Origin of the sequence: Nonomuraea sp. NPDC003709 (assembly GCF_040610775.1) — a bacterium.
Classification (GTDB): domain Bacteria; phylum Actinomycetota; class Actinomycetes; order Streptosporangiales; family Streptosporangiaceae; genus Nonomuraea; species Nonomuraea angiospora_A.
Genome location: NZ_JBEXMW010000005.1, coordinates 569,551 through 581,561, shown reverse-complemented (window position 1 = coordinate 581,561; position 12,011 = coordinate 569,551). Strand labels below are relative to the sequence as shown.

Sequence of the window (12,011 nt, the reverse complement as noted above, 5' to 3'; positions counted from 1 at the left end):
CTCCCCAGGTCTCCCTACCCGGTCAGGATAGGGAGCTACCCGCGTCAGGAGGGGTTCACGCGCCGCGGTGAAAAGTTGTGGCCATGGGTGACAAGACAGACGAAAACTGTTTTAATCCCGCCTAGGTCCCAGTATGACCGTTTTCCTCGAGCGGGAAAGGCGGGTCCGTGCGTGCACCAGGTGGCGAAGTAGTCATCACCGGCGGTCTCGGATTCATCGGCTCACATCTGGTGGACGCCTACCTCGCGGCGGGCCACAGCGTACGGATCATCGACTCGAACGCCGGAGCGGTCGTGGACGGCGAGGACTACGACACCGACCCGCGCTGCACGGTCATCAGGCAGCGCGTGGAGGACCACCTGGCCTCCGGCGGCGACTTCGCGGGCGTGGACCGCGTCATCCACGCGGCCTCCTACGTGGGCCCGGCCAGCATCCTGTCGCGGTCGGGGCGGCTCGGGCACGACATCATCGGCAGCACCGCGCCGGTCATCGAGGCGTGCGCCGCCGCCGGGGTGCCGCTGTGCATGTTCAGCTCGGCCGAGGTGTACGGGCGCAGCGGCGTGCTCGACGAGAAGGACGACATCGTCGTGCCGACCCAGTACAACACGCGCATCGAGTACGCCGTCGCCAAGACGCTGGCCGAGGCCATGGTCTGCAACAGCCGGCAGCACGGGTTACGCGGCATCGTCATCCGGCCCTTCAACGTGGCGGGCGCGCGGCAGTCGCGGGCGGGCGGGTTCGTGATGCCCACGTTCGTGCAGCAGGCCCTGGCCGGGCGGCCGATCACGGTGTTCGCGGGCGGGGAGCAGGTCAGGGCGTTCATCGCGGCCAGTGACCTGACGGCTTTCCTCATCGGTTTCATGGACGCGGCGCTGGACGGCGACGACGTCATCATCAACGTCGGCAACCCGGCCAACGCCGTCACCGTCATGGAGCTCGCCGAACGCGTCAAGGCCCTGCTCGGCAGCCCTTCCCCCATCGTCGGCGTGGACGGCCGGACCGTGCACGGTCCGCACTACGCCGAGGCGGAGTCCTTCCACAAGATCCCGGCGCTCAGGACGGCCACCGACCTGGGCTGGCGGCCCCGCGTCACCCTCGACGAGCTCATCATGGCCACCGCCGACTACTACCGCGCCCGCGAGGACCGAAGGGCAGTGAATGCGCCGCTTTGACCGCGTCCTGGTGATCTCCCCCCACGCCGACGACGAGGTCCTGGGCTGTGCCGGCCTGATGGCCGCGCAGGCCGCGCTTGGTGCCGAGGTGCACGTCCTGTATCTGGCGGTGGACGGCATGCGCCACTACGGGCTGGCCGGCGCCACGACCTACCGGCAGCGGCTGGACGAGATCGAGGCCGTGCGGGCCCTGCTCGGCTTCACCTTCGAGATCGCGTACGGGGACCGCGGGCTGACCGAGCGACTCGACACGCTGCCGCGCCGGGAGCTGGTGGACCTGTTCGAGCACGCCCTGAACGAGCGGCGGCCCGACCTGCTGCTCCTGCCCAGTTTCGCCGACTACGACCAGGACCACTGCGCGGTCTTCGACGCCGGGTTCGCCGCCGCCCGGCCGATCGCGCAGCAGTTCGGCAAGTGGCTGGTGCCGAACGTCTTCATGTACGAGATGTCGAAGATCCAGTGGGCGTCCGAGCCGATGCCCCGCTCGACGGCTTACTGCGATATATCCGCTCATATGGGCGCGAAGCTTGCGGCATTGCGGGCGTACGAGAGCCAGCACCGGCCTTCACCGCACATCAGGAGCGAGGATTCGGTGACGGCGCTGGCCACGTTACGCGGAGCGGAGATCGGCGTCACCCGCGCGGAGGCGTTCGGGGTGCTGAGGGAGGTCCTGTGAAGACGTTCGCGTTCGCCACCGGGATGGAGTTCGCCGCGCCGGCGGTGGACGTGCTGGTGGCGCAGGGCACCCCGCCGTCGCTGCTGATCGGCTACCCGCCCGCGCTGCAGCACCGCTCCGGGTTCGCGCCGCTGCGGGAGGCGTCCGAGAAGCACGGCATCCCGCTGCTGGAGACGGCCGACATCAACGACGGGCAGGCGTACGAGCTGGTCAAGGACATGGACCTGTTCGTGATCGCGGGATGGTCGCAGCTGGTGCGCGAGCCCCTGCTGTCGGCGTGCCCCCTGGGGTCCATCGGGCTGCATCCCACGCGGCTGCCCGAGGGGCGGGGGCGGGCCGCGCTGCCGTGGACGATCATCAAGCGGCTGGAGACGAGCGCGGTCAGCCTGTTCTTCCTGGATGAGGGGGCCGACACCGGGGACCTGATCGCGCAGCGGGAGTTCACGGTCAGCCGGCGCGACGACGTCGGCGCCGTCTACCGCAAGGTCACCGAGATCAACGTGGACCTGCTGGCGACGTACATCCCGCTGCTGCTGGAGGGCCGCGTGGTGGCGCGCCCGCAGGGGCCCGGCGGGTCGTGGTGGGAGAAGCGGCGGCCCGAGGACGGGCTGATCGACTGGTCCCGGCCCGCCTCCGACCTCTACGACTGGGTACGCGCGCTGGCCCCGCCCTATCCGGGGGCGTTCACGTCCGTCTCCGGGCGGCGGCTGTACGTCCACAGCGCAGATCTCATTGGGGCAGATCTCATCGAGCTCAGCGGCACGGAACCGGCCGGGACCGTGCTCGCTCCCGTGTGGTCTACCGGGACCGGCGGCGTGCTGGTGGCCTGCGGGTCGGGGCTGCTGGTGGTACGCGACGTGCGGTGGGAGGACGGGGACCGGCGCGACGCCCTGGACCTCGTCGAGTCGGGCGAGCTCACGGTAGGCGCATGCCTGGGGACGTGAACCGGGGCGTGCGGCTGAGCGGGGCCGTGATGGCGCATCCCCAGCGCAGGGAGGCGGCCGCGCGGCTGGCCGGGGGCGTGCTCGACGTCGTCACCGACCCCGATCCGGCCGGCCGGCCCTCGGCGTTCCGCACCTCGCTGCTGGCGTGGTCGAGCATCCCCGGCGACTCCACCCACCACTTCCTCCTGCACGACGACATGGTGCTCTCCGGCACGTTCTTCCAACGGGCCGAGCGCGCCGCCCGCGCCATGCCGCACGCCGCGCTCGCCCTGTTCGCGTTCTGGAACTCGCGCAACGGCGCCGCCGTACGCCAGGGGGCGCTGGCCGGGGCGCGGTGGGTGGCGGGGGCGGGCGAGTACACGCCGGTGGCCGCCCTGCTGCTGCCCAAGGAGGTCGCCGAGGGGTACGTGGAGTGGGCCGCGGGCCGGGGCGACACGTGGCCCGACGACGTGCTCATGGGGCGGTACCTGCGGCAGGCCGGGGTGCCGGTGTTCGTGGCGGTGCCCAGCCTGGCCGAGCACGAGGACCTGGCGAGCCTGGTGGACAACGACTTCCAGGGGGTGCGCCGCTCGCCGTGCTTCTTCACCGACGACCCGCTGGCGGGGCTGGGCGAGGACGCCGTGCTGGACGATCTGCCGGTGATCCCGTTCTTCAAGCGGGGCGTCGCGCAGTGCGCCGTACGGGTGCCGGGGTCGGGGCGGTGGCGGGACCTGCGGTGCGAGGACTATCTGGCCGGCTTGGGGATCGACGCGGGCGGGCTGGTGGCGCGGGCGGGCGCGGGCGCGCATGGCGCGCTGTGGCTGACGGCGTACACGATGGGGGTCGTGCATCGGGGACGCGGGCGGGGAGACGCTCGGGTCGTGGACGGAGGTCGCGGGCTGGGGGACGCTCGGGTCGTGGACGAGGCGCTGGCCACGATGGGGCCGGGCGGGTCGTGCCACGAGCTCTCGGGGCGGGAGCTGGGGCGGCTGTCGGCGGAGCTGCACGAGGTGGCGCGGGCGGGCCTGGAGGCGGGCCTGCACGACGCGGCGCGGGCCCGTTCCCAGGGCCTGGAGGCGACCCTGGGAACGGGCCCGGCGGACCGCCCGCCTCGCGCCGTACCTTCGCCGTCCCTGACGGATCACCCGCCGCGCGTCGTGACCCCGCCGTCCCCTGTCCCCTTGATCGCGGCCCTGGGACCGTCTGCGACGGTGGCCGTGAGCGGTGCCGAGACGTTCGTCCGGGAGCACCTGGCGCACGCGCTCGCCGACCGGGGCCTCCGTCTCGCCGCCGGTGACTCCGGCGTGCCGGTGGTGCACGTGTGCGCCCTCGGCTGGTCCCCCGACGCCGACCCGGAGGAGGAGCTGAGGCTCGCGCGGGCGGCCTTCGCGGGCGGGCGGAGCGGAGTGCTGCTCAGCTCGGTCCACGTCTACCCGCAGCGGAAGTGGGTGGACGAGGAGACACCCGTGTCGCCCGCCGCCACGCCGTTGTCGCGGGCCCTGCTGCAGGTGGAGGCGGCCGCGCCGGGAGCGGTGGTGCTGCGGCTGGGCACGCCGTACGGGCCCGGCATGCCGCAGGGCGGGCCGGTGGCGGACCTGGTGCTGCGGTCGTCGCTCAACCGTCCCGCGCCTGTCTCCGGGCGTCCGGTACAGCTGGTGCACGTACAGGACGTCGCCGGGGCGGTGCTGTCCTCGCTGGAACGGGGGGTTGCGGGGCGCGTGTACAACATCGCCGGCCGGAAGCGGCTGCGCATGGGTGAGCTGGCCGAGGCGGTGTCCAAGGCGGTGCGACCGATGGACGTCGAGACGTCCGACGAGCCGCCCGGGCCGCTGGTGAACGTCGAGCGGGCGGAGGTCGAACTGGGGTGGCGAGAGAGTGTGACGCCGGACTACGGGCTGCACACGTTCGCGCAGTGGCTGGCCTACGAAAGCGACCGCCCTTAGGCGGGGATCGCTCCGCCGGGCAAGTGGCCCGCCGCCGAGCGGACCATGGCGCCCTCGATCACCGAAGATGAACTCGGTGCCGTGACGAGGCGGACGGCCGCTGGTCCCCGGCACCCGCGCTGGAGCAAGCTGACCTTGTCATTTGACCTCTGATCCTGGTGTTCGTCCGAGTCCCCTGATCAGCCGGGTCACGTGGGCCGCCGCGTCGGTGGGATCGAGTGGTTCGTGTTCCACGAGCAGCCGGTACCAGAACGGCCCGAAGATCAGGTCCGTCGCGTGGCCGATGTCCAGGCCGGGGTCGAGTTCGCCGCGTTCGACGCCTCGTTCCAGGAGGTGGGCCACGATCGCGCGGCGGCTGTTCACCCAGGCGCGGAACGGTTCGCGGAAGTCCTCGTCGAGTTGGGCTTCGGCCATCAGCCCGCGCAGCGTGCGGACGCGCAGTGGATGCTTCACCACCCGATAGAGCTCGGTGACGAAAACGGTGAGATCGCTCTGCACCGATCCGGCGTCGGGCTCGGGCATCCTCCGGTCGACGGTCTGGGTATAGGCCTCCATCACCAGCTCGGGCCGGGAGCGCCACCACCGGTAGATGGTGCTTTTGGCGACCCCGGAACGCGCGGCGATCTTCTCGATGGTCAGGGTCTGGTAGCCATGCTCCTCCAGCAGTTCGGCGGCGGCGGCCAGTACCGCCTGGTGGGCCTCGGGGCTGCGGGTGCGCCCGCCCCTGCGCTCGGTTGACATGTAGATCACCGTAGCCTACTTTTCAATCGAAACGAAACGTAGCGATTCGATTGGAATCCCATGAGCCGTGTCGTCATCTCGCACGAATACGCCAGTTCCCCCGACCAGGCGTGGTACGACCACCTGGCCGCCGAACTGAGCCCCCACGACGTGCGGGTCCCGCAGATGCCCGACCCTGAGGCGCCACAGCCCGAACCCTGGCTCAAGGCCGTGACCGCCGAGGTGAACGACCCCCGCGACACCGTCCTGGTCGGGCACAGCTTGGGCGGCGTCAACCTGCTCCGCCTGCTGCAGCAGCACGACGTCGGCCGCGAGGGCCCCTACGCCGGCGTCGTGCTGGTCGCCTCCATGGCCCACGAGGTCGGCTACGACCAGCTCGCCGCGTTCTTCCAGGATGGCTTCGACTGGGACCGCATCCGGCGCGCCGCCGGGCAGTTCCGGGTGCTGGTCGCCATCGACGACCCGGTGCTCACGCCCGACCCCCTCGAGCATGTGCGGCTGTTCGCCGAACACCTGGGCGCCAAGGCCCTGGTCACCCCCGATGGCGTCCACTTCAGCCGCCTCCAGGATCGGCGCGAGCTGCACGAGGCCGTCGCCCTGGTCACCGACCTGCTGCCATGATCGTCCTGGTCACCCGACGTGTGCGGGCGGGCAGAGAGCAGGAGTTCGAGGCCTTCCTCGAACGCGTCCGCTCCTTGGCCGCCGCGCACGGCAGTCAGGGCATGACGGTCATCCCCCCGTCCGAGGGAAGCGGCGAGTACGCGATCGTCTACCGCTTCGCCGATGCCGGGCAACTGGCCGCCTGGAGATCCTCACCCGACCGCGCCGCCCTGATCGCCGAGTCGGCCGACCTGGTCGACTCGCCGCCCCTCGAACGCGACCTGACCGGTCTCGACGGCTGGTTCGCACCCACCGACGGCCAGGTCGTACGCCCGCCCGCCCGCTGGAAGACCTGGCTCGTCACCCTCACGGCCCTCTACATCCTGCTGCTCACCATCACCACCATCGCCGAACCGCTCCTGTCCCCGCTCACACCACCGCTGCGGTTCGCGCTGCTCCTGCCCGTCCTCACCGCACTCATGACCTGGATTGTCATGCCAAGACTCAGCCGTCTCCTGGCCTCCTGGCTGTACGACTGAGCTTGGCGGACTCCTCCTCGCTCCAGCCGGCCCCGGAGGTCGAGGGTGGCGGCCACGTCGGCCGGCACGACCGGGTGCCGGTAGTGAACCCTGGTGACCAGGGTGCCCGTTCCGCCGAGCGGCCGCTCGTTGACAGGCTTGGCGACGGTGGCCGGCGCCTGCTCTACGACAGTGACCGCCAGCGGAGGGCGCCGTCGGGTGCGGCGCCGATGAGTCGTCCTGCGGCGGCGGCCAGGGCGATGTGCCCTTCGGCGGGGCCCAGGTCGCTCCAACCGGCCTCATGCCGCTCGGCCGTCCTCACGAGGATCCGGTCGGCCGAGACGGCGAACAGCCGGCCGTTCATCGCGGTCAGGCTCACCGCACCGGCGGCCGGGCCGACGCTCCTCCAGTCGTGAACGCCGAGCCGTCTGATGGGCAGGTGCCACAGCTCGTCCCCGGAGGTGACGGCGAACAGCCCTTCGTCCACGACGGCCAGGGCGATGGTGTCCTCTGGCGCCCGGCTGACGTCCCGCCACGGCATCGGGGCCGGCACGGGGTCGCGGTAACGGATGGTGCCGTCCGGGGCGACCCCGTACAGCCCGGCGGGCGGGCCGCCGTGCGCCTCCCGGGGTGCGGCGAGCGCGATCGCGTCGGTCTCGCCGATCGTCTGCCACGGGAGGTTCTGGCCGCATACGTCCCTGACGGCGAGCGTTCCGTCCGGGCACGCGGCGTAGAGGCGGTTCTCACAGCAAACGAGCGCCCGCACGACTGCGGCACCGCCCGGCTCGGCCGCCGCGCCGGACGGTGGCACGACTGCGGCACCGCCCGGCGCGACGGCCGCCGGCAGGGCGACCTCATCGGACGGCGACGCGCCGACGTCGGAGGCCGACGGCGCGGCTTTGACCGCCGCGAGAGGCGACAGGGCCCCGGCCGCCCGCGACGCGAGGGCCGACGCCCGCTCCGGCGGCGCGTCGGCGAGGGCCGCAGGTGGAGCAGGAGCCGAGGGTGGCGAAGCGGCCGCGATGGCCACCGGCGGGGTGGGGCCGATGGGGTCCCAGGTGGGGGTGGTGGGTGGGTGGGAGAGGCGGTTGAGGATGTTGCGGGTGATGGTGGCCAGGGCCGGGTCGTCGAGGGTGTTGCCCCAGTTGATGGTGCCGGCGTTGAAGACGGTGCCCGCCCCGAGGCGGTGGAGGCCCATCGTGGCGGCCCCGCCCTTGCCGTAGCGGCGCCAGTGGGACAGGTCTGCCGTGGCGAGGACGACGAAGGACGGGGGCGTGCCGTCACGACCGGTCGCCCGGGGGACGCCGGCCACCCATTCCAGGTCGGCCGCGTCCGTCTCGTAGCCGATCGCGCCTCTCCCGAACGTGTCACCGTCCGCGAGCCCCGTTCCCTCGAAGACCCAGTGGCCGGCGAATCTGGCGGTGTAGGACTCCTCGGACATGACGCGCGAGTCCACCCAGCAGCCGGCGCCGTTCCTGAAGGTAAGGCCGGTGAGGGTGTTCTCGGGCCGGTTGACGGGGTCGCTCGGCCACTCGACCGTGACCCTGCCGGGGTCGGTGGCGGCCATGGGGTCGGCGGTGGCGTCGCGGTAGCAGACCATGGTACGGAGGTCGTCCTCGAAGCGGACCTGCCACCAGCAGGTATTGCCGGAGAATATGGCGATATTTCCGCCACGGCGGGCAAATGCCTCCGCCACGTCCCGCATCTCCCACGACCAGTACTCGTCATGGCCGTTGATGACCAGGAGCCGGTAGCGGGAGAGGAGGTCGAGGCCGCCGTGCAGGTCCAGGCCCGAGCAGTAGTCGACGGTGTAGCCCGCCGGGCCGAGCCAGCGGAGCAGGCCGAGCTCCCACTCCTCGATCTGCGGCCCCGCGCCCGGCCGGTCGAAGGTGACCTTGACGGCGCGGTCGGGCTGCTCCGACTGGTAGAGGCCCTCACCGGGGACGCCGGGCCGGTTGTACGCCTCCCAGGTGGGGAACGGGATCGAGACGAGGATGGGCGAAGCGGGCACGGAGCTACGTACGACGAAATATGCGCTGGTGTCGCGGTAGATGGCTCGGTAGAGGGAACTGGGCCAGTCGTCGCCTACCTTCAGGGTCCAGGAAGGGCCGCCGGAGGAGACGTCCTCCATGACGACCCGGCCCGACGGCACGTCCTCCACCACGATCGGGCCGCCGCCCGCGTCGAGGAGCCGGAAGCGGAGCTCCTCCCCCTGCGCGCACGACGTCGCCTCCGCGTACAGGCTCATGTACGGGCCGCCTCCACGATCAGGGCTTCCAGGTCCAGCAGGTACTGTTCGATGCCCGGCGGGGGCAGCAGGGCGGTGTCGGCGTAGCAGGAGACCTCCATGCGGCCCGGCTCGCCGCCGACGTGCAGGCGGAAGTCGCAGATGTTGCGGTCCATCGCGTCCGTCCTGACCACCTCGGTCTTGCCCTCCAGGGCGGCCACCTGGCCGTCCTCCTGGACGAGCCGCTGATCGTTGAAGCAGCCGAACGACCGGAGCCCCGGCCCCACCCGGGTGACCGCCTCCTCCATCGCGTACGGGTCGTACTGCGCCTGCCGGTACGCCCGCAGCGCCGTCCCCCACGCCTGGCGCACCAGCGCGTCGAAGGACTCCGTACGCAGGTCCAGCACCACCAGCGCCTCCTGCGAGACCGTGGACACCACGTCGCGCCGCCCGGCCGCGAAGCGGTTGTTCACGATCACCCGCATCCCGCAGAACCGCTGCCCGGTCAGCCCTCCGGCCACCCACATCGCGCCCGCGAGCAGCACCGTCGAGGAGCTGACCCGGTTGCGGGCGGCGACCTCCTGCGCGGCGGCGGCCAGCGCGGGCGAGCGCATCGTGGCCTCCACGAAACGCGGCTCCCCCGGTACGTGCGAGGACGGCGGCACGGGGTCCATCCGGGCGTACTCCTCCAGCCAGAACCCGATCGCCTCCCCCGACACCCGCTTCCCCTCGGGCGAGTGCTGCCAGGCGGCGAGCTCCCCGGGTGTGGCGCTGCGCAGGGGCGGCAGGGAGTCCCGGAGCAGGAGCAGGCGGAAGTCCTTGACCACGAGTTCGGCCGCGTGGCCGTCGGCGGCGAGATGGCAGAGGACCAGGACGATATGCCGGACATATCCCCCGGCCACCACGAACGCCACCCGCAGCGGCCACTCCTCCCGGTACGCGAACGGCTCGGCCGCCAGCCGCTCACCCACCTGCTCGGCCAGAACCGAGCTCACTTCCTCGGCCCGAACCGACCCGACCGGCCCCGACCCGACCGGCCCCGACCCGACCGGCCCCGACTCGGTCGGCCCCGTCTCGACCACCTCGTACGGGGGACACGCGGACGGCCAGACCTGCTGGAGCGGCGCGTCGCGCGGCCCCGTGAGGCGGGTGCGGAGCGACTCGTGCCGGGCGACCAGCCGTTCGAGGGCCAGCGCGGCGCGCTCCACGCTCACCGGACGCTTGGGCGCGGCGAAGACCCGGGCGATGTTGAGGTAGCGCTCCTGCGGCGCGGCGGCGACGACCGCCCGCCAGATGTCCTGTTGCCCCCAGGTGAGCGGCCCGTCCCTGGCCGGCACCTCACCGGGGTCAGCCATGGAGCCGGACGTAGTCCACCAGCGCGTCCAGGCTGTCGATGGCCGTGGGGTCGAGCTCCACCCCGAACTCGGCCTCCACCGCGTCGATCAGTCGTAAGTAGGCCAGAGAAGTGACGCCGAGATCGCTCAGCCGGGTCTGCCCGGACAGCACCTCGGCCGGATCGACCGCCCCGTCGGCGGCCTTGGCGATCATGTCGGCGAGCCGTTCGCGAAGCTCCCCATCCATCAGCACCTGGTGAACCCTCCCTCGTCGGGGAATCCGGGGCGAGTGTGTCACGCGGTGCCAGACGTCGGCAAGCGCCTATAGGTAAGGGCTTGACGCATGTGTGCATTTTTTCTAGCGTCAAGCGGCACGACGAAAAAAATTCTGGGGGTGGTTCCGTCGGCCCTTCCAGTGCCCGATCTCCTGACGTCCCGAGCCGCCACCGATCCCGACCACACCGCGCTGATCGTCGCCGGCCAGGGCAGCCTGACCCTGGCGGAGTGGGACGCGCGCTCCACCGCCGCCGCCCGCGCGCTCCCAGGACCGCTCAAGGGCGATCGGGTCGCGCTGGTCTTCGGCGCCCGCGAGTGGCTGGACTACGCGGTGAGCTGGATGGCCGTGCTGAAGGCGGGCGGCGTGGCGGTGCCGCTCTCGGACCGGCTCGCCCCGCCGGAGCTGGCGTACATGATCGAGGACTGCGGGGCGACGACGGTCGTCCACGGCGGCGGGGACCCGGCGCTCCCCCCGGGGCCGGCCCAAATCCCGTTGGCAGAGCTCCTGTCGGGACCGGCCGTCCGCGAGGAGCCGGAGGCCCCGGATCCGCTCTCGCTCGCCCAGATCCTCTACACCTCCGGCACGACGGGCAGGCCCAAGGGTGTCGCCGCCACCCACGCGAACCTGACCTCCCCGCCCGTCCACCCCAAACGCCGCCCGTTCGCCCATTCCCGGCATCTGGTGCACGCCTTCCCCATCGGCACGAACGCCGGCCAGGTGATGCTGCTCCACGCCCTCACCGCCGCCCCTGCGGTGGTGACGCTCCCGCTCTTCACCCCGGCCCGCTTCGCCGCCCTGATCGAGGAGTACGCGGCCGGCACCGTCTTCGTCGTCCCCGCGATGGCCGCCGAGCTTCTCAACGCCCGCGTGCAGGACCGCCACGACCTGTCCAGCGTGCTGCTGCTCGGCTCGGCCGCCGCCGCGCTGCCCCCGTCGATCGCCGCCGGCCTGACCGCCGCGTTCCCCAACGCGACCGTCGCGAACTACTACACCTCCACCGAGGCCGCCCCGGCGCAGACCATCATGATCTACGACGCGGACCGGCCCGGCTCGCTCGGCCGCGCGGCGGGCGGCTCCCGGCTCAGGATCGCAAACGCGGACGGCACCCCCGTGGCGCCCGGCGAGACGGGCGAGGTGTGGCTGCGCGCCGCCGCCCATCCCCGCGCCTACTACGACCGGGAAAGCGACGATCAGAAAGGCGCCGGCCGGGAGGACGCGTTCCAGGACGGCTGGGTGCGCATGGGCGACCTCGGCCGCCTCGACGACGAGGGCTACCTGTACCTCGTCGACCGGGAGAGCGACGTGATCAAGTCGGGCGCGTTCAAGGTCTCGACGATCCAGGTCGAGTCGGCGCTGCACGAGCACCCGGCCGTGGCGGACGCGTCGGTGTTCGGGGTGCCGCACCCGGTGATGGGCACGGCGGTGGCCGCCGCGGTGGTGGCCACCGGACCGCTGGCGCTCAGCGACGTGCGGGCCTTCCTGGGCACCCGGCTGGCCGGGCACGAGCTGCCCACGGTGCTGCTCATCCTGGACGCCCTGCCCAGGAACGCCGCGGGCAAGGTCATCAAGCGGGAACTGCGCCGTATGGCAGAGGAGTGAC

11 protein-coding genes are annotated in these 12,011 nt (G+C 72.1%); 7 read left to right on the top strand and 4 right to left on the bottom strand.

Annotated features, from left to right (window positions below):
- Positions 1 to 167: 167 nt before the first annotated feature.
- From ABZX61_RS18900 to ABZX61_RS18885, 4 genes are read left to right on the top strand one after another with little or no spacing between them, the layout of a single operon-like run.
- Complete coding sequence (locus ABZX61_RS18900; RefSeq protein WP_355196037.1) at positions 168 to 1,172, top strand: NAD(P)-dependent oxidoreductase; 1,005 nt, start codon at positions 168 to 170, stop codon at positions 1,170 to 1,172.
- Positions 1,159 to 1,848 (top strand): PIG-L family deacetylase, encoded by a 690-nt coding sequence (locus tag ABZX61_RS18895; protein WP_355196035.1) that lies wholly within the window; start codon positions 1,159 to 1,161, stop codon positions 1,846 to 1,848. Before ABZX61_RS18900 ends, ABZX61_RS18895 begins: the two co-directional genes overlap by 14 nt.
- Positions 1,845 to 2,792: a methionyl-tRNA formyltransferase gene (locus ABZX61_RS18890; RefSeq protein WP_350727916.1), complete on the top strand. Its 948-nt coding sequence runs from the start codon at positions 1,845 to 1,847 to the stop codon at positions 2,790 to 2,792. Before ABZX61_RS18895 ends, ABZX61_RS18890 begins: the two co-directional genes overlap by 4 nt.
- Entirely contained in the window at positions 2,777 to 4,714 is a 1,938-nt protein-coding gene (locus ABZX61_RS18885; RefSeq protein WP_355196033.1) for an NAD-dependent epimerase/dehydratase family protein, read from the top strand. The genes ABZX61_RS18890 and ABZX61_RS18885 overlap by 16 nt, the downstream gene beginning before the upstream one ends.
- Before the next feature lie 138 nt (positions 4,715 to 4,852).
- Here ABZX61_RS18885 and ABZX61_RS18880 read toward each other — a convergent pair whose 3' ends face one another.
- A complete protein-coding gene (locus ABZX61_RS18880) occupies positions 4,853 to 5,455 on the bottom strand; it encodes a TetR/AcrR family transcriptional regulator (protein WP_350727914.1) in 603 nt (200 codons plus the stop codon).
- Between the two features lie 60 nt (positions 5,456 to 5,515).
- Between ABZX61_RS18880 and ABZX61_RS18875 the strand changes: the two genes are divergently transcribed.
- Complete coding sequence (locus ABZX61_RS18875; RefSeq protein ID WP_355196031.1) at positions 5,516 to 6,076, top strand: alpha/beta fold hydrolase; 561 nt, start codon at positions 5,516 to 5,518, stop codon at positions 6,074 to 6,076.
- A complete protein-coding gene (locus tag ABZX61_RS18870; protein ID WP_355196029.1) occupies positions 6,073 to 6,594 on the top strand; it encodes an antibiotic biosynthesis monooxygenase in 522 nt (173 codons plus the stop codon). The genes ABZX61_RS18875 and ABZX61_RS18870 overlap by 4 nt, the downstream gene beginning before the upstream one ends.
- Positions 6,595 to 6,757: 163 nt before the next feature.
- Here ABZX61_RS18870 and ABZX61_RS18865 read toward each other — a convergent pair whose 3' ends face one another.
- The 3 genes from ABZX61_RS18865 to ABZX61_RS18855 are packed head-to-tail and all read right to left on the bottom strand — an operon-like array spanning position 6,758 to position 10,381.
- A complete protein-coding gene (locus ABZX61_RS18865; protein WP_355196027.1) occupies positions 6,758 to 8,821 on the bottom strand; it encodes a N,N-dimethylformamidase beta subunit family domain-containing protein in 2,064 nt (687 codons plus the stop codon).
- Positions 8,818 to 10,155, bottom strand: coding sequence for a hypothetical protein (locus tag ABZX61_RS18860; protein ID WP_355196025.1), 1,338 nt, complete (start codon positions 10,153 to 10,155; stop codon positions 8,818 to 8,820). The genes ABZX61_RS18865 and ABZX61_RS18860 overlap by 4 nt, the downstream gene beginning before the upstream one ends.
- Positions 10,148 to 10,381 carry an acyl carrier protein gene (locus ABZX61_RS18855; RefSeq protein ID WP_355196023.1) on the bottom strand — a complete coding sequence of 78 codons (234 nt, stop codon included), beginning with the start codon at positions 10,379 to 10,381 and terminating at the stop codon, positions 10,148 to 10,150. The genes ABZX61_RS18860 and ABZX61_RS18855 overlap by 8 nt, the downstream gene beginning before the upstream one ends.
- A 168-nt stretch (positions 10,382 to 10,549) precedes the next feature.
- On the opposite strand from ABZX61_RS18855, the gene ABZX61_RS18850 reads away from it, so the two are divergent.
- A complete protein-coding gene (locus ABZX61_RS18850) occupies positions 10,550 to 12,010 on the top strand; it encodes an AMP-binding protein (protein ID WP_355196021.1) in 1,461 nt (486 codons plus the stop codon).
- Position 12,011 lies beyond the last annotated feature (1 nt).

What these genes read in the sequence shown, in the direction of transcription:
- ABZX61_RS18895 (WP_355196035.1), top strand. Translation starts at nt 1,159, where the DNA reads ATGCGCCGCTTTGACCGCGTCCTGGTGATCTCCCCCCACGCCGACGAC.
- ABZX61_RS18885 (WP_355196033.1), top strand. Translation starts at nt 2,777, where the DNA reads ATGCCTGGGGACGTGAACCGGGGCGTGCGGCTGAGCGGGGCCGTGATG.
- ABZX61_RS18880 (WP_350727914.1), bottom strand. Translation starts at nt 5,455, where the DNA reads ATGTCAACCGAGCGCAGGGGCGGGCGCACCCGCAGCCCCGAGGCCCAC.
- ABZX61_RS18875 (WP_355196031.1), top strand. Translation starts at nt 5,516, where the DNA reads ATGAGCCGTGTCGTCATCTCGCACGAATACGCCAGTTCCCCCGACCAG.
- ABZX61_RS18870 (WP_355196029.1), top strand. Translation starts at nt 6,073, where the DNA reads ATGATCGTCCTGGTCACCCGACGTGTGCGGGCGGGCAGAGAGCAGGAG.
- ABZX61_RS18865 (WP_355196027.1), bottom strand. Translation starts at nt 8,821, where the DNA reads ATGAGCCTGTACGCGGAGGCGACGTCGTGCGCGCAGGGGGAGGAGCTC.
- ABZX61_RS18860 (WP_355196025.1), bottom strand. Translation starts at nt 10,155, where the DNA reads ATGGCTGACCCCGGTGAGGTGCCGGCCAGGGACGGGCCGCTCACCTGG.
- ABZX61_RS18855 (WP_355196023.1), bottom strand. Translation starts at nt 10,381, where the DNA reads ATGGATGGGGAGCTTCGCGAACGGCTCGCCGACATGATCGCCAAGGCC.